Genomic DNA, 21,277 nt, shown 5'->3' on the forward strand with positions numbered 1-21,277 from the left:
GCCCCTTCTTATCGCTTTTTGTATAGGAAGGGGCCCTTCCTAACGCCCGGGAGGCGCGTCAGCCGTGCCAGGAGCGCCAGAGCGAGGCGTACGAGCCGCCGGCCGCGACCAGCTCGTCGTGCGAGCCGAGTTCGGTGATCCGGCCGTCCTCCACCACGGCGACCCGGTCCGCGTCGTGCGCCGAGAACAGCCGGTGCGCGATGGCCACCACCGTCCGGCCGTGCAGCACCCCGGCCAGGGACCGTTCCAGGTGTCGGGCGGCGCGCGGGTCGATCAGCGAGGTGGCCTCGTCGAGCACGAGCGTGTGCGGATCGGCGAGCACCAGCCGGGCCAGCGCCAGCTGCTGCGCCTGGGCCGCACCCAGCTGGTGCCGCCCGGTGCCCACCTCGGTGTCCAGGCCGGCCGGCAGGGCGAGCACCCAGTCCAGGGCGTCGACGGCCGCCAGCGCCTCCCGGACCTCCCGCTCGGTGGCCTCCGGGCGGACCATCGTGAGGTTGTCCCGCACCGTACCGAGGAAGACGTGGTGCTCCTGGCTGACCAGCGCCACCTCCCGGCGCAGGTCGGCCAGCGGCAGCTCGTGCAGCGACGCGCCGCCCACGGTGACCGAGCCGGACCGCGGCTCGTGGATGCCCGCCAGCAGCCGGCCCAGGGTTGACTTGCCAGCACCGGACGGGCCCACCATGGCGAGCCGCTCACCGGGTCGCAGCCGCAGGGTCACCCCGTGCAGCACGTCCCGACCGGCCCGGTACGCGTACCGGACCTCCTCGGCCTGCAGCGAGGCCCGGGCGCTGGACGCCGGCCGCGGCTCCGCGCCCCCGGGCGCGTCGCTGCCAGCATCGACGCCGGAGCCGGCACCATCGCGCGAACCGGCGCCGCCGCGCGAACCGGCGCCGCCGCGTGAGCCGGCGCCATCCGGCGAACCGGCGCCATCCCGCGAACCGCCGCCGCCGCGCGAGCCGGCGTCGGCCCCCGCACCGCTGCCGGCAGCGTCGCGGGACCGGCGGTCGTCGTCGCCGGGCAGCCTGGCCACGCCGAGCAGCCGGGCCATCGAGGCGCCGCCCACCTGCAACTCGTCCATCCAGGACAGCAACCGGTCCAGCGGCTCGATGAGCTGCTGCGCGTACAGGGCCGCCGCGGTCACCTGGCCGAGGGTGGCCAAGCCGCGCAGGTGCAGCCAGCCGCCCAGCAGCAGGGTCACCACCACGGGCAGCACGTAGCTCGCCTCGGAGACCGGCCAGGCCACCGAGCGCAGGAAGAGGGTGTACCGCTCGGCCGCGTACGAGCGTCCGATGTCCGCGTCGGTGCGGGCCCGCCGGCGCGCCTGCTGGCCCAGCGCCTCGGTGGTGCGCGACCCGTCGACGGTCTCGCTGATCCCGTCGGTGACGTCCGAGTACGCGGCGTTCTCCCGCAGGTAGCCCTGCGGCGCCCGGCGCAGGTACCAGCGCATGACGGCGTACAGCGGCGGCACGGCCACCAGGCAGGACAGCGCCAGCAGCGGCCCAACCAGGATCAGCGCGCCCACCAGGAAGAGCATGGTGACCAGCGCGATCAGCGTGTCCGGTACGGCGAAGCGGACCGTCTGGGACAGCGCCGACACGTCCCGGGAGGTGCGGGTGAGCAGGTCGCCCGTGCCGGCGCGCTCCACGGTGGACAGCGGGATGGCGAGCACCCGGTCCACGAACTCCTCGCGCAGCTCTGCCAGCACCCGCTCACCGAGCCGGGCCGAGGCGAAGTACGCAAACCGGGTGAGCACCGACTGGACCACCACGAAGCCGCCAATGGCCAGCGCGATGCAGTCCACGGTGACCGTGCCGGTGCCCCGGGACACCGCCTCGACCAGGTCGCCGAGCAGCCGCGGCGCGGCCAACCCGGCGATCGCGGCCAGCGCGTGCAGGCCGAGCGCCAGCCCGAGCGCCCGGGGATGCCGGCGGACGACCGCTCGGGCGTACCGTCGCACCTGCCGGCCGTCCGCTACCGGGAGGGCCTGCCCGCTCATGCCCGTACCTCCGCCGTCTCCCGGCGCGGGGCCACCCCGCCGGCCTGCTCGTCCTCGGCCTCGGCCCGGCTCACCGCGGCGCGGTACGCCGGCACCCCGGCCAGCAGCTCGCGATGGCTCCCCTCGGCCGCCACCCGGCCGTCCCGGACGAACACCACGTGGTCGGTCCGGTCCAGCACCAGCGGGCTGCTGGTGCAGACCAGCGTGGTCCGGCCGGCCCGCGCCGACCGCAGCCGGTCGGCCACCCGCGCCTCGGTGTGCGCGTCGACCGCGCTCGTCGGCTCCACCAGCACGAGGATCTCCGGGTCCGCGACCAGCGCGCGGGCCAGCCGCAGCCGCTGCTGCTGGCCGCCGGAGAACTCCCGCCCGCGCTCGGCCACCGGAGCGGACAGCCCGTCGGGCAGCGCCTCGATGATGTCGGTGGCGCTGGCGGCCACCAGCGCCGCCATGATCCGCTCGTCCCCGGCCTCGTCCCGCGGGTCCAGCTCCGCGCGCAGCGGTCCGGAGAAGAGGACGGCGTCGTTGTCGGCCACCAGGATCCGGCGCCGGACCGTCGCCAGTTCCAGGTCCCGCAGCGGTACGCCGTCCAGCGTCACGTCGTCCTGACCGTCGACGCTGTCGACGTACCGGCCGAGGCGGTCGGCGAGCCGCGCCGCCTCGGCCGCCGGCGTGGTCACCAGCCCGGTGCACCGCCCCGGCCGGAGCACCAGGCCCGAGCGGTCGTCCACCAGCTCACCCGGACCGCTGGGCGGCGTCACCGGCGCCGCCGGGTCGGCGATCTCCGGCCGCAACCGGAGCAGCTCGACCACCCGGCGGGCGGCCACGTGGCCCTTGGTGATCTTGTCGATGGCCTCGGTGATCGCGCGCAGCGGGCTGACCAGGAAGGCGGCGTACCCGTAGAAGGCCACCAGCTGTCCGGGTGTGATCTCGCCGCGCAGCACGAACCGGGCGCCCAACCAGGTGAGCAGCGCGACGAACGCCCCGGGCAGCAGGACCTCCGCACCCGCGAGCAGCGACTCGATCCGGGCCACCCGTACGCCCCGCTCGCGCAGCAGCTGGGACTGGAGGGCGTACCGGGCCGAGACCACCGGCTCTCCGCCGACGCCGCGCAACACCCGCAGGCCGGTCACGATGTCCCCGGCCCGGGTGGCCAGCGCGGCCTGCTGGTCCCGGTACGCCTTCTGCCGGCGGTGCAGCGGACGGATCAGCAGGCTCACGACGGCCAGCAGCAGCGGCACGCCGAGCAGCACCACCAGGCCCAGCCGGACCGAGGTGTGCAGCAGGATCGCGGTGACCGTGCCGATCGCCACCACCGCGCCGGTGCCCCGCGCGGTGATCTCCAGCGCGCCGCCCACGTGGCTGATGTCGGAGGTGCCGATGCTGACCACCTCGCCCGCGGCCATCCGCCGCGGCAGGGTGGCGCCGACCCGGTTCGCCTGGTCGATGGTCGCCTGCACCACCCGGTACGCGGCGGACAGCCAGTTGTAGACCGCCATCCGGTGCCGGAGGATGCCCGTGCCGGCCTGGACGAGCCCCAGTACGAGCAGCACCACGCTCCACCGCAGCAGGCCGGCCTCGTCCCCGGCCGCGATGCCGTCGACCGCCCGGCCGAGGGCGGCCGGCATGAGCGCCTGGCTCACCGTCCAGACGACGCCGAAGACGATGCCGGCGACCAGCGACGGCCAGGCCCGGGCCGCCAGCCAGCACAGCAGCCGGAGCGGGGACCGGGCATCGGGTACGCCGGGATCGGCGACGGGGAGGGCGCGCACCCCTCGGACGGTACGAACCGAACCTGCCGGTCGCCACCGATTTAGCCCCGAGCAGGCGATCCCGGTTAGGAGGGGACCCTTCCTATACCGGAAACGATAAAAGGGGGCCCTTCCTCACCGGTCGACCGGGGTGAAGTCCCACTCGTGCGGCGGGCGGGCCAGCAGGCGCGCGGGCGGCTCCGGCAGCGGCCGGGGGTCGCCCCGCCACCGGGAGATCACCACCACGCGCTCGTCGGTCGAGGTGAACACCTCGCTGCCCGCGTGCCGCGGATCGTGCTCGAACTCGGGCAGCGCCACGTCGCAGACCCAGTCGATGAGGTCGGCGAACCCCTTCGGCTCGGCCCGCGCCTCCCACATCCGTACGATCATCCGGTCGTCCTCCTACACGCTGACCACGGTCAACGGCAGCGCGCTGTCGGCCGGCAGGTCGAGCCGGCTCGGCGCCACGTTCGCGGCCACCAGGTGCGCGCCGAGGGCGGCCACCATGGCGCCGTTGTCGGTACACAGCTTCGGCCGCGGCACCCGGACCCGGATGCCGTACCGGGCGGCCCGCTCCTGCGCCACCGCCCGCAGCCGCGAGTTGGCCGCCACGCCGCCGCCGATCACCAGGGTCTCCACGCCGTTCGTCCGGCACGCGTCGATCGCCTTGGTGGCCAGCACGTCGCAGACGGCCTCCTGGAAGGACGCGGCCACGTCGGCCACCGGCACCGGCTCGCCGGCCCGCTGCCGGGCCTCGACCCAACGCGCCACCGCGGTCTTGAGACCGGAGAACGAAAAGTCGAACCGGTGCGCGGCCAGGTCCTTCGGCGCGGTGAGCCCGCGCGGGAAGGCGATCGCCGCCGGGTCGCCGGCCCGGGCCTCCCGGTCGATCGGCGGCCCGCCGGGGAACGGCAGCCCGAGCAGCCGGGCCACCTTGTCGAACGCCTCGCCGGCCGCGTCGTCGATGGTGGCGCCCAGCGGGGTCACGCCGCGGGCCAGGTCGTCGACGAGCAGCAGCGACGAGTGGCCGCCCGACACCAGCAGCGCCACGGCCGGCTCCGGCAGCGGCCCGTGCTCCAGCGTGTCCACGGCCACGTGCGCGGCGAGATGGTTGACGCCGTACACGGGCTTCTCGGCCGCCAGCGCGTAGCCCTTGGCGGCGGCCACCCCCACCAGCAGGGCGCCGGCCAGGCCCGGGCCGGCGGTGACCGCGATCGCGTCGATGTCGGCGATCGTGACCCCGGCCTCGGCCAGCGCGCGCCGCATGGTGGGCACGATCGCCTCCAGGTGTGCCCGGCTGGCCACCTCCGGCACCACCCCGCCGAACCGGGCGTGCTCCTCGACGCTGGAGGCGATCGCATCGGCCAGCAGGGTGTGCCCGCGGACGATGCCCACGCCGGTCTCGTCGCAGGACGTCTCGATGCCGAGGATCAGCGGTTCGTCAGCCATGTCGCTCCATCACCAGCGCGTCGGTGTTGCTCGATTGGTAGTAGCCGCGCCGGATGCCGAGCGGCTCGAAGCCGTACGCCGCGTACAGCCGCTGGGCCGGCGCGTTGTCGACGGCCACCTCCAGCAGCACGCTGCGGGCGCCCGCGTCCTGGGCGACCCGCAGCAGCTCGGTCAGCAGCGCCCGGCCCACCCCCGAGCGCCGGCTGTCCCGGCGCACCGCGATGCTCTGCACCCACGCCTCGCTGGGGGGCTGCAGCGCCAGGCCCGCGTAGCCCACCAGCCGCCCGGTGGGCGGCTCCACGGCGATCAGGTAGTGGTGACGGTTCGCCAGTTCGTTCCAGAACATCGCCGGCGACCACCGGTCGGCGCCGAACGCGTCGTCCTCGATCGGCAGGATGTCCTCGATGTGCCACCACCGCATCGGCAGGATGCGGACGGCGTCGCTGGGCGCGGTTGTCATCTCCGCGGGGCTTCTCAGGGCAGCACCGGCTTGCGCGCGGTGGCCGCCACCGCGTCCGGGCGGCGCAGGTAGAGCGGCGTGAGCGGCTCGGTGGACGCCCCGGACCTGAGCCGCGCGACGGCCAGCTCGCCGAGCGCCAGGGTCGGCGGGAATCGGGGGTCGGCCAGCAGCGGGAGGTCGATCCGGTCGGCGTACCGGTGCGCTCCCTCACCCACCGCGGCCACCGCGCCCAGCTCGCGGGCCGCGTCGACGGCCGCCTCCGCGGGGCCCACCTCGGGGCCGGCCAGCCGGATCCCCACCCCGTCATAGACCGCCCAGTAGATCTCCCGGCGCCGGGCGTCGCTCGCCACCAACACGGGCTGGCCGGCCGCGGCGGCCCGGCCGATCGCGTCCAGCGAGCAGACCCCGTACGTCGGGATGTTCAGCACCTGGCCCATGGTCGCGGCCGTGACCAGCCCGACCCGCAGGCCGGTGAACGGTCCCGGCCCGGTGCCCGCCACGATCGCCCGCAGGTCCGCCGGCCGCGCGTCCACCTCGGCGAGGACCGCCTCGATCTCCGGCGCCAGCAGCTCGCCATGGGCGCGGGCGTCGACGGTCCGCCGTTCGGCCCGGATCACCACCTCGCCACCGCTCGGCACACCGGCAGCCGCCGGGTCACCGACCGCCGCCGGGTCGACGGGCCAGGAGGGGCCCGCGGGCAGCTCGGCCAGCGCCGCCGTGACGGCCGGGGTCGACGAATCCACCACGAGTACGAGCACGAGAAGAACCCTAGCTCCCACCGGATCGGCGCTCGCCGTTACCCGGCACCCAGCACCGACGGTCGGCCCCGCGCCTGACCCGACGGTCGACACCGGCATGCGACCGGCGATCGATCACGTCGACCCGGGCGATCGCCATGCGGCGTGACCATGGGGGAATCGAGCTTCTCGGCGGGAGCCATACCACCCAGTCATAGATATGACTGGGTGGTATGGCTCCCGCCGGTCCGGGCGCATCCTGACCGGATGGCGGACCGACTCCAGAAGATCATCGGAACCACGCTGCGGCGCGAGCGTGAGCTGCACCGGCTGACCCAGGCCCAGCTCGCCGCTCGCGCGGGCGTCAGCCAGGCGACGGTGGCACGGGTCGAGACCGGCGACCGCTCACCCAGCCTCGCCATGGTGGGCCGGCTGCTCGCCGTCCTCGGCAGTCAGCTGACCGTCGGTGTCGAGCCGCTGGACGCCGAAGTCGATTGACGGCTGCCCAAACCGATCGAGGTACGCCACGGGGCGACGACCTACCGGGTCGTCCCGCTCGCCCCGCTGCAGATCGCCGATCCCGCGGTCGCGGCGCTGCTGCGGCGCTACCGCGAGCAGCACGCGCCGGACCAGGGGCAGAAATCGGCCGCACTGCCCGAGGAGCCAACGCCGGCCACGTCGGCCGAGGAACCAACGCCGGCCGCGTCGGACCGGGCGGGGTCAGCCGGCTGACCGGGTCCAGTCGATGGTGGGCCGGCCGGCGTCGGCGAGGGCCTTGTTGGTGGCGCTGAACGCCCGGCAGCCCAGGAAGCCACGCGGGTTGAGCGGGCTGGGATGCCCGGCCTCCAGCACCACGTGCCCCGGGTTGGTGATGAGCCCGCGCTTGCGCCGGGCGTAGCCGCCCCACAGCAGGAAGACGATCCGCTGGTCGCGGGCGTCCAGGGCCCGGATCGTGGCGTCGGTGAACGCCTCCCAGCCGTGCCCGGCGTGCGAGTTGGGGCTGCCCTCCCGGACGGTCAGCACCGAGTTGAGCAGCAGCACCCCCTGCGCGGCCCAGCCGGTGAGGTCGCCGCCGGTGGGCGGCGTCACCCCCAGGTCGGCGGCCAGCTCCCGGAAGACGTTCCGCAGCGACGGCGGAACGCGTACGCCGGGCCGCACGCTGAAGCTCAACCCGTGCGCCTGCCCCGGCCGGTGGTAGGGATCCTGCCCGAGCAGGAGCACCCGGCAGTCCTCCGGCGCGCAACGCCGGTAGGCGGCGAAGAGGTCCTCCACCGGCGGGTAGACGCGGCGGGTGGCGTACTCCCGGGCCACGAACTCGCCGAGCTCGGCCGTGCCGGCCGGGTCCAGGTGCGGCGCCAGCGCCGCCCGCCAGGAGGCGGGCAGCAGCGCGGGCAGGTCGAGTGCCGGAACGGCAGTGGTCATCGGCGAGGTTCTCCGGTCGGATCAGCGGGGCGGTCGGGCGGGTCCGGGACATGCCGGAGGCTACGGCGGGGCTACGACACTGCGCCCGACGCCGGCCTCCGCCTCGGCTCAGTCCATCCCGGCCAACCGGGCCGCCCAGTCGCCGCCGACCGGTTCGAGCTCCACCAGCCGGATGTCGTCGTCGCGCCGGTCGATCCGGACCCGCAGGTGCGCGTCGCCCAGCTGCTCGACCATCCCCTCGCCCCACTCGACCACGGTGACCGCCTCGTCCATCGAGGCGTCCAGGTCGAGGTCGTCGATCTCGGCCCGCGGGTCGGCCGCGTCGCCCAGCCGGTACGCGTCGGCGTGCACCAGCGCGACCCGGCCGCCACGCGCCGGGTCCGGCCGGTGCACCCGGGCGATCACGAAGGTCGGCGAGGTCACCTCGCCGGCCACCCCCAGCCCCGCGCCGATCCCGCGGACCAGCGCCGTCTTGCCGGCGCCGAGCGGGCCGGTGAGGACCAGCAGGTCGCCGGCCCGCAGCCGGCCGGCCAGCGCCCGACCGTACGCGTGGGTGTCCTCGACCGTGGGCAATGTCCGCACCGTACGGTTCACTTCTCCAACCTGTCCAGGAAGTCCAGCAGGGCGGCGTTCACGACGTCCGCGTGCTCGAGCATCACCACGTGACCGCTGTCCGGCACCGTGACGAACTCGGCGTCCGGCAGCCGGCGGACGATCTCCGCGGACTGCTCGGGCGGCGTGATCACATCCTTGTCACCCACGATCACCAGAGCCGGGGCGCCGGCCAGCGCCGCCAGCGCCGGGTAGCGGGAGTGCATGTAAAGGGTACGCAGGTAGCGCGCCACCGTCTCGGTGGTGGTGTGGCTGTTCATCTCCTCCACATAGGAGACGAGCGCCGGGCTCGGCCGGTCGGTGCCGAAGCCGTACCGGCGAGTGAGCAGCCAGGCCACGTTGGAGGTGGCCCGGCGGGCCCGGTCGAAGACGCCTCCGGTGAGTCGGGTGGCATTGTCCAGGACCGGCAGCAACGGAACGCCCGCGCGGCCGAGCAGCGGCGCCCCCGCCTTGCCCAGCACGGCCGGCAGGCCCAGCCGGCTCTGCCGCAGCCGGCCGGCCGAGGTGGCCATCAGCACCGTGCCGACCACCCGGTCCCCGAACAGCTCGGGATGCCGCTCGGCCAGCGCCATGATGGTCATCCCGCCCATCGAATGGCCGATCAGCACCAGCGGCCCGGCCGGCGCCGTCCGGCTGATCACCTCCTGCAGGGCGTCGCCGAGGCGGGCCAGGTCGTACTCGCCGGTCTGCAGCGAGCCGGACCGGCCGTGGCCGGGCTGGTCGTAAAAGACCATCCGGTGGTCGCCGCGCCGGGCGAGGGCCGTGCGCTGGAAGTGGAAGGTCCCCATGTCCAGGCAGAAGCCGTGCACGAAGACCAGGGTCGGCCGGGCCGCGTCGGGCTGCCGCGGATGCACGATCTCCACGTGCAGGTCGGTGCCGTCCGGCAACTCGACCGACAGCTCCTCGTCCCGGGCCTGCGGGCCGAAGACCTCGTCCGCGTACGGGTCGGCGCCGCGCTTGGAGCGGCGTACCACCGCCCGTTCCGCGGCGATGCCCGCGGCCATCCCGGCCGCGGCCACGCCCACGGCGGCGCCCACCATCCCGGCCACCCGGACCGCGGAGCGGGGGGCGGGGATCCCGGATCGCGGCCGTCCGCGCTGTCCCGTCTCGGCGACCCGCTGACCCGCCTCTGCGGCCCGCTGCGCCGCCCCGACGGTCCGTTGCGCGACGCCGGCCGGCTGCTGGTCGGCGCCGGTCACGCCCGGAGCCCGTCGTAGACCCGGGGCACCCGGGGGCTGCCGAACCGGGTGACGATCTCGTAGTTGATGGTGCCCACCGCGGCCGCCCAGTCGTCGGCCGTCGGCTCCCCGTCGGCGCCGCTGCCGAACAGCGTCGCCACGTCGCCGGCGGCCACTGGGTCGTCGCCGCAGTCCAGCACGATCTGGTCCATGCAGACCCGCCCGGCCACGGTACGGTTCCGGCCGGCCAACCGCACCGGGCCGGCGTTCGAGGCGTGCCGGGGCACCCCGTCGGCGTAGCCGAGCGGCACCACGGCCAGCGTCGTCTCCCGCTCCGTGTGGTAGGTGTGCCCGTACGAGACGCCCGTGCCGGCCGGCACCCGCTTCACCACGATCACCCGGGCCCGGGCGGTCATCGCGGGCCGCAGCCCGTACGTATCGCCGGCCACCGGGGACAGCCCGTAGACCGCGATGCCCGGCCGGACCAGGTCGAAGTGGGTGTCCGGGCGGGTCAGCGTGGCCGCCGAGTTGGCCAGGTGCCGGTAGCGGGGCCGCAACCCGGCCCGTTCGGCCACCGCCAGCGCCTCGTGGAACGCCGCCAGCTGCCGGTCGATGGTCGGGTGGCCGGGCGCGTCCGCGTACACGAAATGGCTCCACACCCCGACCACCTCGACCGAGCCCGCGGCCTGGGCCTTCGCGGCGGCCTCGACCAGCGCCGGCCAGTCGGCCGCGGTGGCGCCGCCGCGGGACAACCCGGTGTCGATCTTCAGGTGCGCCCGGGCCGGCCTGCCGGCCCGATCGGCCGCCGCCACCAGCTCGGCGAGCTGGTCGGTGCTGGCGGCATTGAGGTCGATGTCCGCTTCGACGCCTTCGTGCAGCGGCAGCCCGGGAGCCAGCAGCCAGGCCAGCACGGGCGCGGTGACGCCCTCCCGGCGCAGCGTGAGGGCCTCGTCGAGGGTGCAAACCCCCAGCCAGGTGGCGCCGCCGTCGAGCGCCGCCCGGGCCGCCGGCAGCATGCCGTGGCCGTACCCGTCGCCTTTGACCACCGCCATCACCTCGGCCGTGGTGCCGGCGCGCAACCGGGCCACGTTCTCCCGGATCGCGTCAAGATCGACCCGCACCTCAGCCTGCCACATGCACCCAGCCTATCCAGCGCTCGGCACGGCCGAGGGCACCACGTCGGCCAGCGCGGCGGCCACGTCGGGCGCGGTCACCGGGCCGCGCCGGGCCGCCGTCCGGCCGGCCAGCCCGTGCAGGTACGCCGCGGCCACGGCGGCCCGCTCCGGCGCCAGCCCGGCGGCCAGCAGCGAGCCGAGCAGGCCGGACAGCACGTCCCCGGTGCCGCCGGTGGCCAGCGCCGGGGTGCCGGTGGGGTTGGCGTACGCCCGGCCGTCCGGGGTGGCCACGACCGTGCGGTCGCCCTTGAGCAGGACCACGACGTTCAGCCGGGCCGCCAGCCGGTGCGCGGCGGCCACCCGGTCCGCGCCGGGCGGCTCGCCGGCGAGCCGGCGGAACTCCCGGTCGTGCGGGGTGACCACCGTCGGGGCGTCCCGGTCCCGCAGCCGGTCCGGGCCCGAATCGTCGGCCAGCAGGCTCAGCCCGTCGGCGTCCAGCACGACCGGGACCGGCGCCGCGAGCACGGTACGCAGCGCCGCGCTCGCGTCGTCGCCCGAGCCGAGCCCGGAGCCGCAGACCCAGGCCTGCACCCGGCCCGCGTCGGCCACCCGCTCGGTGGCGATCACCGACGGGTGGTGGTGCAGCACCTCGGCCTTGGCGCCGCCGGCGTACCGGACCAGGCCGGTCGGCCCGGCCAGCGCGCCGGCGACCGAGAGCACGGCCGCGCCGGGATAGGTGGCCGACCCGGTGGCCACGCCCACCACGCCCCGGTTGTACTTCTCGGACGAGGCCGTCAGCTCGGGCCACCAGTCGAGGATGTCGGCCCACTCCGGGACCCGCAGCGCGGGCTCGGCGCGCAGCCACGGGCCCAGCCCGATGTCCACCAGCTCGACCTCGCCGGCACGTGCGGCCGCCGGTCCCACCACCAGGGCCGGCTTGTGGCAGCCGAACGTCACCGTCACGTCCGCGGTCACGGCCGCCGGCGCACCGTCCCCGTCGTCCGGCACGTCCCCGCTGTCCACCTCGACGCCGCTGGGGACGTCGACGGCCACCACGGGCGGGCGGGCGCCGTCCCGGTCCACCAGGCCGGCCAGCCCGGCCACCAGCCGGGCGGCGTCGTCCCGCAGCCCGCCGTGCCCACCGATCCCGACGATGCCGTCCAGCACCAGGTCGGCCCGGTCCGGCAGGTCCGCGACCGGCCGACCGCCGGCGGCCCGCAGCGCGGCCAGCCCGGCCGGGTGCGTCCGGTCGGGGCGGAGCAGCAGCGCCGACACCGCGACGCCGCGGCCGGCCAGCAGGGCCCCGGCGAACAGCGCGTCGCCCCCGTTGTCACCCGACCCGACCAGCAGCAGGACCCGGGACCCGTAGACCCCGCCGCGCTCGGCCAGCAGCAGCGCACACCGCCGGGCCAGCCCGGCGGCGGCCCGGTGCATGAGGGTGTCCGGTGGCACGGTGGCGAGCAGGGCCCGTTCCGCCGCGCGTACGTCGGCGACCCGCCAGGCGGCCCTCATCGCTCCGCCACCACCATGGCAGAGGCGATCCCGCCATCGTGCGAGAGCGAGAGGTGCCAGCGGTTGACGCCGCGTTCGGTGGCCGCGGCGGCCACCGTGCCGGAGACGGTCAGCCAGGGCCGACCGTCCGGGTCGGCGACCACCTCGCAGTCGTGCCAGCGCAGCCCGGCCGGCGCGCCGAGCGCCTTGGCCACCGCCTCCTTGGCGGCGAACCGCGCGGCCAGCGACTCCGGGGAGCGCGGATTGCCCGAGCCGGTGGTCCGTTCCGCCTCGGTGAAGAGCCGGTCGCCCAGCAGCGGCGTCCGGGCCAGGGCACGGGCGAAGCGATCGACGAGAACCACGTCGATACCGACTGCCACGATCACCACCTCACCCTAGCGGCCCGGACCCGCCCGCCCCGGACCCGTCCCGGGAACCCCTGCCGGCGACCGGGGCGGCGGACGGTAGCGCGGCGGCGCCAGCCCCCGCAAGCCCTGTGGATGGCCGTGGGGTGCCGACCGGTCCGCTCGTCCACAGGGCCGCCCGGCCGCCCGTCCGGGCGCCTAGCGTCGGACCCGCATCGACGTACGGGCACCTGGAGGAGCGCATGACCGACGACCCCATCTCGGTACGCACCGGCGCGGTGCGGGACGCCGCCGTCGACCTGGTCGGCGTCTCGGCGCGGCTGCGGTCCGGGCCGCCGGGAGCGCCCCCGCCGGTTCCGGCCCCGGGCTGGGCCACCGCGACCGCGCTGGCCGGGCTGGAGGCCGCGGTGCGGGACTGGCTGGCCGGGCTGGCGGCCCGGGTCGGTGGCACGGCCGACGCGCTGCGCGCCGCGGCCGACGGCTACGACCGGGCCGACGAGCGCGCGGCGGCCCGGCTGGCGCAGCGGCGATGATCCGTTACGCCCAGCTCTGGGCCGCCGACCCGGACGCCTGGCGGGCGGCCGCCGGGGACTGGCGGGCCGGGGTGGGGACCCTGGATCGCCGCGAGGCGGAGCTGGCCAGCGTCGGCCGGCGGCTGGCCGGTGACTGGACCGGTCCGGCCGGACGCGCCGCGCTGGGCCGGCTCGACGGGCTGGGCCGGGCGATGTCCGACGGTCGACCGGCGCTGCTGGAGGCCGACCAGCTGCTCAGCCGGTTCGCGGACCGGCTGGACCGGGCCAGGGCGCTGCTCGGCACGGCCGTGTCGGCGGCCGAGGGCGAAGGGCTGGCCGTGGACCCGCGGGGCGCGGTGTCGTTCGGGCCGGCCGCGCCGACCGGGGCGGAACCGGGCCGGGCCCGGGCGGTCGAGCAGATCCGCGCCGCGCTCACCCTGGCCGGCGACGCGGATGCCGAGACGGCCGGCCGGCTGACGGCGCTCGCCCGCCGCACGGGCCCGGAGCTGCCCGCGGACGCGCCGGCCGGTGCGCCCGCGCCGGGCGCCGCACCCGCCGCCGTATGCCGCTGGTGGGACGGTCTGGGCGACGCCGCGCGGGCCTGGTTCGTGGCCCGGGCGCCGGCGCTGGTCGGCCGGCTCGACGGGCTGCCCGCGGCGGTCCGGGACCGGGCCAACCGGCTGCTGCTGGGCGCGTTGCGAGCCGAACTGCTGACCCGCCGCCTCCGGCTGCTGACCGGACATCGGCCGCCCTGGGTGGCCGTCGAGCTGAGCCGCCTGTCCCGGTCGCTGGCCGGCCTCGACGCGCTGTCCACCCGGCTGGCCGCGCCGGGTCGGCGGGCCTACCTGCTCGGCCTCGACGCCTCGGCCGACGGGCGCGCCGTGGTGGCCGTGGGCGATCCGGACGCGGCCGACACCGTGCTCACCTACGTTCCCGGGATGACCGCCGACCTGGCCGACGCGGCCGGTGAGCTGAGCCGGGTCGAGCGGGTCGTGGACCGGTGCGCCGAACTGGCGCCGGCCGACGGCGCCGCCGGGGTGCTGTGGCTGGATTACGACGCGCCGGACTTCCTCGACGAGGCCGCCCGGCGAGCCCCGGCGGACACGGCGGCGCCGGGGCTGCACCGGTTCGTGGCCGGGCTGCGGGCCGGCCACGACGGCGGTCCGGTCCGGCTGACCGTGCTGGGCCACAGCTACGGCTCGCTGGTGGTCGGCTCGACCGCGCGGCTGCCCGGCTTCGCCGCCGACGCGCTGGTGCTGGTGGGCTCGCCCGGAGTGGGCGTCGAGCACGCCGCCGACCTCGGGCTGCCGGCCGGCCGGGTCTGGGCGACCACGGCCGGCGACGACCCGATCCAGTACGCCGCGCGGCGACCGGCCGGCCTGCTCGGCGACGCGCTCCGCCCGGTTGGTCCGCCGGACCTACCGCCGGGGTGGGCGCTGGCCGCCCCGGGCCGGGAGCTGTGGTTCGGGCGGAACCCGGTGGACCCGGCCTTCGGCGCGGGCGTCTTCGCCGGCACGCCGCATGGGCACGGCGGCTACTGGGACGCCGGCAACCCGGCGCTGGACGGGATGGCCCGGATCGTCCTCGGCGGCCACCCGTGAGGGGCCAGCCCGCGCCGTTCCCGGCACGCCGAGCCCTCGCGCCGTTCCCGGCACGCCGAGCCCCCGCGCCGTTCCCGGCACGCCGAGCCCCCGCGTCGTTCCCGGCACGCCGAGCCCCCGCGTCGCGGCTGGGCGGCGCCGGCGCGCCCGGCTCACTCCACGGTCACCGACTTGGCGAGGTTCCGCGGCTGGTCCACGTCGTGCCCGCGGGCGGCGGCGATCTCCGCGGCCAGCACCTGCAACGGCACGGTGGTGAGCAGCGGCGCCAGCAGCGTGGGGGTGCGCGGCACGGGGATCACGTGATCCGCGTACGGGAGCACGGCCTCATCACCCTCCTCGGCGATGACGATGGTCCGGGCGCCGCGCGCACGCACCTCCTGGATGTTCGACACGATCTTGTCGTGCAGCATGCCGCGGCCGGCCGGGGAGGGCACCACGCAGACGACCGGGGTGCCCTGGTCGATGAGCGAGATCGGGCCGTGCTTGAGCTCGCCCGCCGCGAAGCCCTCGGCGTGCATGTAGGCGAGCTCCTTGAGCTTGAGCGCCCCCTCCAGCGCCACCGGGTAGCCGACGTGCCGCCCGATGAACAGCACCGTCCGCGCGTCCTTGAGGTCCCGGCCCAGCTCGCGTACCGGCTCGATCCGCTCGAGCAGGTCGCGCAGCTTGCCCGGCACCTGGTTGAGCTGCTCGACCACGGCGCTCACCTCGTCGGCGTACTTGATGCCGCGCACCTGGGCCAGGTGCAGGCCGATCAGATAGCAGGCCACGACCTGGGTGAGGAAGGCCTTGGTCGACGCCACCGCGATCTCGGGGCCGCCGTGGGTGTAGAGCACGGCGTCGGACTCGCGCGGGATGGTCGAGCCGTTGGTGTTGCAGATGGCCAGGACCCGGGCCTTCTGCTCCTTGGCGTGCCGCAGCGCCATCAGGGTGTCCATGGTCTCGCCGGACTGCGAGATCACCACCACCAGCGTCGACCGGTCGAGCACCGGGTCGCGATAGCGGAATTCGCTGGCCAGCTCGACCTCGCAGGGGATCCTCGTCCAGTGCTCGATGGCATACTTCGCCACCAGCCCGGCGTGATAGGACGTGCCGCAGGCCACGATGAACACCTTGTCCACGTCGCGCAGGTCCTGGTCGCTCAGCCGCACCTCGTCCAGCATGATCTCGCCGTTCTCGGTGAGCCGGCCCAGCAGCGTGTCGGCGATGGCGGCCGGCTGCTCCTCGATCTCCTTGAGCATGAACCAGTCGTAGCCGCCCTTCTCGGCGGCCGAGGCGTCCCAGTCGATGTGGAAGTCCTTGCCCGTGGCGGGCTGCCCGTCGAAGTCGGTGATCTCGATCTCGTCGGCCGTGATCAGCACGACCTGGTCCTGACCCAGCTCGATGGCCTCCCGGGTGTGCTCGATGAACGCCGCCACGTCGCTGGCCAGGTAGTTCTCCCCCGCGCCCCGGCCGACCACCAGGGGGGAGTTGCGACGCGCCCCGACCACCGCCCCGGGCACCGCCGAGTCGACGGCGAGCAGGGTGAACGCGCCCTCCAGCCGCCGGCTCACCTCGCGCATCGCCTCGGCCAGCAGGCGCGGTCCGTCCTGCTCACCGTCGGCGCGCAGCCGGGCCAGCGCCCCGGCGAGCAGGTGCGCGGCGCACTCGGTGTCGGTGTCGCTGCTGAAGACGACCCCGTCGGCCTCGAGTTCCGCCCGCAGCTTGCCGAAGTTCTCGATGATGCCGTTGTGGATGACCGCGACCCGGCCGGCGGGGTCGGTGTGCGGGTGGGCGTTCCGGTCGGTTGGGCCGCCGTGGGTCGCCCACCGGGTGTGCCCGATGGCCGTCGTGCCGGTGTCGATGCCGCCGCCCTGGGCGCACCGCTGCGAATCGGAGTCCTCGGCCACCCGCTCGTGCAGCGCCTTCTCCAGGTTGGCCAGCTTGCCGGCGCGCTTCTCGGTGAGCAGTTCGTCGGCGCAGATGACCGCCACGCCCGCCGAGTCGTAGCCGCGATATTCGAGTCGCCGCAGCCCGTCCAGGACGATCCCCAGCGCCGGCCGACCACCGGCGTACCCCACGATTCCACACATGGCCCGCAGCCTAGCCGAGTTTCGCTCACCACGCCTGCGCGAAAGCCGCCGAAACAATCAGCGTTTCTGCTCGCTTACCGACCGGGTGTGACAAATCGGTCAGTTGTCGACGCAGTCCTGCCTTTGGTTGGTGTGTCCCACCTCGTCGCCCGACGCCGGCCGGCCACGGGCCAGGCTGGCGACCATAGCCGGTCGAGCGATCGCTGCTTAGGCTGGGCGGCGTGACGATGACCGGATCGGATCCCCTGGTCGCTCGGATGCGCCCGTTCGGCACGACGATCTTCGCGGAGATGTCGGCGCTCGCCGTCCGCACCGGCGCCGTGAACCTGGGCCAGGGCTTTCCGGACACCGACGGACCGCCCGAGATGCTCGCGGCGGCCGCGGCGGCCATCCGGGACGGGGCGAACCAGTACCCGCCGGGCCCGGGCACGCCGGGCCTGCGTGCCGCCGTGGCCGCTCACCAGCGCCGGTTCTGGGGACTCGACTACGACCCCGACGGCGAGGTGCTGATCACCGCGGGCGCCACGGAGGCGATCGCCGCCGCGATCCTCGCCCTCTGCGAGCCGGGCGACGAGGTCGTCTGCTTCGAGCCGTACTACGACTCGTACGCGGCGTCGATCGCCCTGGCCGGCGCGGTCCGCCGGCCGGTGACGCTGCACCCGACCGACGACGGCCGATACGGCTTCGACCCGGCGGCGCTGCGTGCCGCCTTCGGGCCGCGGACCAGGCTGGTCCTGCTCAACTCGCCGCACAACCCGACCGGCAAGGTGTTCACGGCCGCGGAACTCGGGCAGGTCGCCGAGCTGTGCCAGGAGCACGACGCCGTGGCGCTCACCGACGAGGTGTACGAGCACCTGGTGTTTCCCGACGCCGCGGCGCCGCACATCCCGCTGGCCACGCTGCCCGGAATGCGCGAGCGCACGCTACGGATCTCCTCGGCGGGCAAGACGTTCTCCTGCACCGGCTGGAAGATCGGCTGGGTGAGCGGTCCGGCACCACTGGTCGGGGCGACCCTCCGGGTAAAGCAGTTCCTCACCTTCGCCGGCGGGGCGCCGCTGCAACCGGCCGTGGCGGTGGCGCTGGGCCTGCCCGACAGCTACTTCACCGAGTTCCTGGCCGGCCAGCTCCAGCGCCGGGACCGCCTGGTGGCCGGCCTGCGAGAGGCCGGCTTCGAGGTGCTGCGGCCGGACGGGACATACTTCGTCACGGCCGGGATCGACGCGCTCGGCGGCCGCGACGGCATCGAGTTCTGCCGGGAGCTGCCGGCCCGGTGCGGAGTGGTGGCGGTGCCCACCCAGGTCTTCTACGACGACGTCGAGGCCGGGCGGCGGATCATCCGGTTCGCCTTCTGCAAGCGCCCCGAGGTGCTGGCCGAGGCGGTCACCCGACTGCACGGGCTCCGCCCGACCACCTGACCCCGCCGTCGCTTCGCCCACCCTCGACAGCCAGGGCGTCAACTTCTGTTGACAGTGTCCTTGGTGTCAACTAATGTTGACGGCATGGAGAACGCGTCCGAGGTCGCCGCGGCGGCCAGCAGTGCCGACCCCGCCACCGGGCTGCGGGCCGTGGTCGCCCTGCACCGCCTCGCCGACGCCCTCGAGGTACTGCAGGTGGACAACGCCCGCCGGAACGGTTGGTCCTGGCAGGAGATAGCGGACGCGCTCGGAGTCAGCAAGCAGGCCGTTCACAAGAAGCATTCCGGGAGGTCCTGATGTTCGAGCGGTTCACCCAACCGGCCCGGACGACCGTGGTCGAGGCCCAGGCGGCGGCCCGGCGGCTGCGGCACCGGCGGATCGGCACCGAGCACCTTCTGCTCGCGCTGCTCCGGCAGCACGACGGCACCGCCGAGGCACTGCACGACGCCGGGGTGACCGCCGACGGCGTCGAGGCGGCCATCGTGCGGCTGCACGATGACGCGCCCGGCACGCTCGGCGAGACGGACGCGGCCGCGCTGCGGACGATCGGTATCGACCTGGCCGCCATCCGCGACCGGCTGGAGCACACCTTCGGGCCGGACGCCCTCGAGCCGCCCACCGACGAGCCGTCGCGGCGGTTTTCCGGTACGGCCGGCCGGGCGCGCCGGTGGCTGGGGGCGCGCCGGGGTCGGGCCAGCGGATCCGTGGAGCCCGGCTGGCGCCTGCCGTTCGCGCCGCGCGCCAAGAAGGTGCTGGAACTGTCGCTGCGCGAGGCCCTGCGGCTCGGGCACCGGCACATCGGCACCGAGCACATCCTGCTCGGCCTGCTTCGCGAGAACGGCGGGCTGGCGGCCCGCATCCTCGCCGACGCCGGCGTCGACTTCACCGCCCTGCGGCAGCGCACCGAGGCCACCCTCCGCACCCCCGCCGGCTAGGGCGCGAGGATCTGTGCGCGGTCACGCGAGATCAAGCCTCGCGCGGTCCTCACCGTGCACAGCCGTCAGCGTCGCCGGGCGTCCGCGGACCCACAGCCGCTCGACGTGCACGCCATCCCAGCCCTGCGGCATCGTCACCGGTCGGTCGCACCAGCCCGCGGGATCCCCCTCGCGCAGGGTCATCCCCGTGAGCCCGTACAGGCAGCCGGTCAGGAAGCCGCCGAGGTTGGCGATGAACGGCCCGGCGCGTGGGAGGTCCGGGTAGACCGACGGGCTGTACTCGGTGACGACGCAGTATGGCTGGGCCACGAACTCGGCGAAGCCGCGCTCGTACAGCTCGAGCGCCCGGTCCCGTTCCCCCAGGCGTGCCGCATATACACCGGTCATGGCCGAGAGCATGGGCGAGCCCAGGTACCCGTCGACGTTGTCCACCGCCGCGGAAAAGGTGCGCCGTTCCGTCTCCGGATCGACCGGATAGCCGCCGGGGAAGATCCCGGCGGCGGCCTCCGGGGTGGATCCCTTCGGCTCGTCCGGTCGGTAGTCGTCGTGGTTGATGATCGCGCCGTCCTCGTTCCGCGGCAGCACGAGGTTGTCGGCGATGCGGGCCCACACATCGTTCACGCGCAAGCCCAGCGCAGGGCCGAGAGCTGCCGCCTCGCGCAGCGCCATCGCCGCCGACATGTTGACGAAGGCGTTGTTGTCCACCGGTCCACCGGTCTCGGCGATCCCCTGCACCCGCTGGATCTCGTAGCCCCGCCCGGTGTGCCGCACGCGGCTGGCCACCCACCGGGCGATTTCGAACAGCACCGGCCAGGCCGCCTCGCGAGCGAATTCGTCATCCCCGGTGGCATGCACGTACCGGGCCAATGCCAGCGCCACGTCCGCGCTGACGTGGTGCTCGGTGGTCGGGGCCTCCCCGCCCATCGGGGTGGCCTCCTGGCCGGTGCGGGGGCCGCTCTCCCACGGGAACTGCGCCCCCGCGTATCCCTGCGCCTCGGCGTTGGAACGCGCACCGCCGAGGCGGGAACGGCGGTAGCCCAGCAGTGACCGCGCCGTGTCCGGTTGGGTCAGCAGCAGGGCCGGCACCGCGAAGGTCTCGATGTCCCACATCACGTGGCCGCGGTAGTAGTGATAGTCCGGCCAGTACGCCATGCCGAACGGTGAGGTGTGGCTCGGCGACGCGCGGTGCACGGAGGTGTGCAGGTAGAAGAACGCCGCGTCGGTCAGCGCCTGCCACCGACTCGGGGCGCCGAGCAACTCGATGCGGCCACGCCATAACTGCGCCCACCGCTCGGCGTGCTCGGCGAGCAGCGCTTCGAAGCCGCGCTGCCGCGCGTCGTCGAGCATCCGGACGGCGTGCAGATGCGGCTCCCAGTGGAAGGCGTCGGTCACCACGCTGGTGAGCTGGCGCAGCCGGTACTCCCGCCCGGGCCGCGCGGTGACCCGGTAGGCGGTCGCCGTGCGGCCCGTGACGGTGTGTCGGAACTCCGGGGTGCAGCCCTCGGCGCCGGCCAACTCGGTCGCCCAGGTGATGCCGCAGGAGGACACGTCGCCCGGCCCGCGCCAGCCCAGCACGCCGTCCGCGGACCCGTACCGGCCGCCCGAGCCCAGCTCGACCAGGAACGGGATGCCCAGGGGCCCGCCGGCGTCCACGCCAGCGGTCAGCTCAAGCTCGCAACGGCCGTCGACCCGGACGGTCACCTCCTGCATGGCGATAGTCGGGCACGCCTTGTTGCAGACGGTGAGGATGTCGATGTCAGCGCGTACGCCGCCGGTGGTGAAGGTCAACGCGGTGTGCACCTCGCCGCGGGCGAAGTCGTACCGTTGCTCGCGCAGGAGTGCCCCCAACGGAACCGACGAGATCGGGGTCCCGTCGACCGACACGTCGCCGACCAGCGGGTACGGGATGGGCAGGAGGGACTCCACCTTGTCGCGGGGGTCGGCCCCGACGAAGCCGTTGACCGTCGCCACGCCACGCAGCGGCGCCACCTCGAACCGCAGCCCGATCAGGCCGTTGGACACGTAGACCGGCACGTGGTCGGGGCGCCATTCGCGCACCGGGTCCGGGCTGATCGGTTCGCTCATTTCGTGCCTCCCAGGCGCGGTGGGACCGGCTTCGCGGACGCACGACTGGCACCTGCGTTCACCGTTGGAGCACGCGGCCGACCTTGT

General features: G+C 75.1%; 20 protein-coding genes. 6 read left to right on the forward strand and 14 right to left on the reverse strand.

Annotation, left to right across the window (positions count from 1 at the left end):
- Positions 1–58: 58 nt before the first annotated feature.
- The 6 genes from ACFFHU_RS00965 to tsaB form a co-directional block, all read right to left on the reverse strand.
- Positions 59–1,996 (reverse strand): ABC transporter ATP-binding protein, encoded by a 1,938-nt coding sequence (locus tag ACFFHU_RS00965; RefSeq protein WP_377334658.1) that lies wholly within the window; start codon positions 1,994–1,996, stop codon positions 59–61.
- Positions 1,993–3,765 (reverse strand): ABC transporter ATP-binding protein, encoded by a 1,773-nt coding sequence (locus tag ACFFHU_RS00970; protein WP_377334660.1) that lies wholly within the window; start codon positions 3,763–3,765, stop codon positions 1,993–1,995. The genes ACFFHU_RS00965 and ACFFHU_RS00970 overlap by 4 nt, the downstream gene beginning before the upstream one ends.
- A 114-nt stretch (positions 3,766–3,879) precedes the next feature.
- On the reverse strand, positions 3,880–4,134 hold the full coding sequence (locus tag ACFFHU_RS00975; protein WP_377334662.1) for a hypothetical protein: 255 nt from the start codon (positions 4,132–4,134) through the stop codon (positions 3,880–3,882).
- A gap of 12 nt (positions 4,135–4,146) precedes the next feature.
- Positions 4,147–5,193: a tRNA (adenosine(37)-N6)-threonylcarbamoyltransferase complex transferase subunit TsaD gene (gene tsaD, locus ACFFHU_RS00980; protein WP_377334664.1), complete on the reverse strand. Its 1,047-nt coding sequence runs from the start codon at positions 5,191–5,193 to the stop codon at positions 4,147–4,149.
- On the reverse strand, positions 5,186–5,653 hold the full coding sequence (gene rimI, locus ACFFHU_RS00985; RefSeq protein WP_377334666.1) for a ribosomal protein S18-alanine N-acetyltransferase: 468 nt from the start codon (positions 5,651–5,653) through the stop codon (positions 5,186–5,188). The genes tsaD and rimI overlap by 8 nt, the downstream gene beginning before the upstream one ends.
- Positions 5,654–5,667: 14 nt before the next feature.
- Positions 5,668–6,411, reverse strand: coding sequence for a tRNA (adenosine(37)-N6)-threonylcarbamoyltransferase complex dimerization subunit type 1 TsaB (gene tsaB, locus ACFFHU_RS00990; protein ID WP_377334668.1), 744 nt, complete (start codon positions 6,409–6,411; stop codon positions 5,668–5,670).
- A gap of 246 nt (positions 6,412–6,657) precedes the next feature.
- Here tsaB and ACFFHU_RS00995 point away from each other — a divergent pair, with 246 nt between their 5' ends.
- A complete protein-coding gene (locus ACFFHU_RS00995) occupies positions 6,658–6,888 on the forward strand; it encodes a helix-turn-helix domain-containing protein (RefSeq protein WP_377334670.1) in 231 nt (76 codons plus the stop codon).
- Positions 6,889–7,110: 222 nt separating this feature from the next.
- Here ACFFHU_RS00995 and ung read toward each other — a convergent pair whose 3' ends face one another.
- The 6 genes from ung to ACFFHU_RS01025 form a co-directional block, all read right to left on the reverse strand.
- Entirely contained in the window at positions 7,111–7,812 is a 702-nt protein-coding gene (gene ung, locus ACFFHU_RS01000) for a uracil-DNA glycosylase (protein ID WP_377334672.1), read from the reverse strand.
- 108 nt (positions 7,813–7,920) lie between these two features.
- On the reverse strand, positions 7,921–8,394 hold the full coding sequence (gene tsaE, locus ACFFHU_RS01005) for a tRNA (adenosine(37)-N6)-threonylcarbamoyltransferase complex ATPase subunit type 1 TsaE (RefSeq protein ID WP_377334871.1): 474 nt from the start codon (positions 8,392–8,394) through the stop codon (positions 7,921–7,923).
- A gap of 8 nt (positions 8,395–8,402) precedes the next feature.
- Complete coding sequence (locus ACFFHU_RS01010; RefSeq protein WP_377334873.1) at positions 8,403–9,464, reverse strand: alpha/beta fold hydrolase; 1,062 nt, start codon at positions 9,462–9,464, stop codon at positions 8,403–8,405.
- A 155-nt stretch (positions 9,465–9,619) separates the two neighbouring features.
- Positions 9,620–10,738, reverse strand: a complete 1,119-nt coding sequence (gene alr, locus ACFFHU_RS01015) for an alanine racemase (RefSeq protein WP_377334674.1) — start codon at positions 10,736–10,738, stop codon at positions 9,620–9,622.
- A 9-nt stretch (positions 10,739–10,747) separates the two neighbouring features.
- Positions 10,748–12,229, reverse strand: a complete 1,482-nt coding sequence (locus ACFFHU_RS01020; RefSeq protein ID WP_377334676.1) for an NAD(P)H-hydrate dehydratase — start codon at positions 12,227–12,229, stop codon at positions 10,748–10,750.
- Positions 12,226–12,594, reverse strand: a complete 369-nt coding sequence (locus ACFFHU_RS01025; RefSeq protein WP_377334678.1) for a holo-ACP synthase — start codon at positions 12,592–12,594, stop codon at positions 12,226–12,228. Before ACFFHU_RS01025 ends, ACFFHU_RS01020 begins: the two co-directional genes overlap by 4 nt.
- Before the next feature lie 221 nt (positions 12,595–12,815).
- On the opposite strand from ACFFHU_RS01025, the gene ACFFHU_RS01030 reads away from it, so the two are divergent.
- Complete coding sequence (locus tag ACFFHU_RS01030) at positions 12,816–13,106, forward strand: hypothetical protein (protein WP_377334680.1); 291 nt, start codon at positions 12,816–12,818, stop codon at positions 13,104–13,106.
- Positions 13,103–14,686 carry an alpha/beta hydrolase gene (locus tag ACFFHU_RS01035; RefSeq protein ID WP_377334682.1) on the forward strand — a complete coding sequence of 528 codons (1,584 nt, stop codon included), beginning with the start codon at positions 13,103–13,105 and terminating at the stop codon, positions 14,684–14,686. Before ACFFHU_RS01030 ends, ACFFHU_RS01035 begins: the two co-directional genes overlap by 4 nt.
- Positions 14,687–14,838: 152 nt before the next feature.
- Here ACFFHU_RS01035 and glmS read toward each other — a convergent pair whose 3' ends face one another.
- Complete coding sequence (gene glmS, locus ACFFHU_RS01040) at positions 14,839–16,755, reverse strand: glutamine--fructose-6-phosphate transaminase (isomerizing) (RefSeq protein ID WP_377334684.1); 1,917 nt, start codon at positions 16,753–16,755, stop codon at positions 14,839–14,841.
- A gap of 221 nt (positions 16,756–16,976) precedes the next feature.
- Between glmS and ACFFHU_RS01045 the strand changes: the two genes are divergently transcribed.
- The 3 genes from ACFFHU_RS01045 (at position 16,977) to ACFFHU_RS01055 (ending at position 19,105) form a co-directional block, all read left to right on the forward strand.
- Positions 16,977–18,170, forward strand: a complete 1,194-nt coding sequence (locus ACFFHU_RS01045; RefSeq protein WP_377334686.1) for a pyridoxal phosphate-dependent aminotransferase — start codon at positions 16,977–16,979, stop codon at positions 18,168–18,170.
- 84 nt (positions 18,171–18,254) lie between these two features.
- Positions 18,255–18,467 carry a helix-turn-helix domain-containing protein gene (locus tag ACFFHU_RS01050; RefSeq protein ID WP_377334688.1) on the forward strand — a complete coding sequence of 71 codons (213 nt, stop codon included), beginning with the start codon at positions 18,255–18,257 and terminating at the stop codon, positions 18,465–18,467.
- Positions 18,467–19,105, forward strand: a complete 639-nt coding sequence (locus ACFFHU_RS01055; protein ID WP_377334690.1) for a Clp protease N-terminal domain-containing protein — start codon at positions 18,467–18,469, stop codon at positions 19,103–19,105. The genes ACFFHU_RS01050 and ACFFHU_RS01055 overlap by 1 nt, the downstream gene beginning before the upstream one ends.
- A 21-nt stretch (positions 19,106–19,126) precedes the next feature.
- On the opposite strand, the gene ACFFHU_RS01060 is transcribed toward ACFFHU_RS01055, so the two are convergent.
- On the reverse strand, positions 19,127–21,190 hold the full coding sequence (locus ACFFHU_RS01060; RefSeq protein WP_377334692.1) for a glycoside hydrolase family 65 protein: 2,064 nt from the start codon (positions 21,188–21,190) through the stop codon (positions 19,127–19,129).
- Positions 21,191–21,277 lie beyond the last annotated feature (87 nt).

Origin of the sequence: Plantactinospora siamensis (genome assembly GCF_042434095.1) — a bacterium.
Lineage (GTDB): Bacteria > Actinomycetota > Actinomycetes > Mycobacteriales > Micromonosporaceae > KBS50.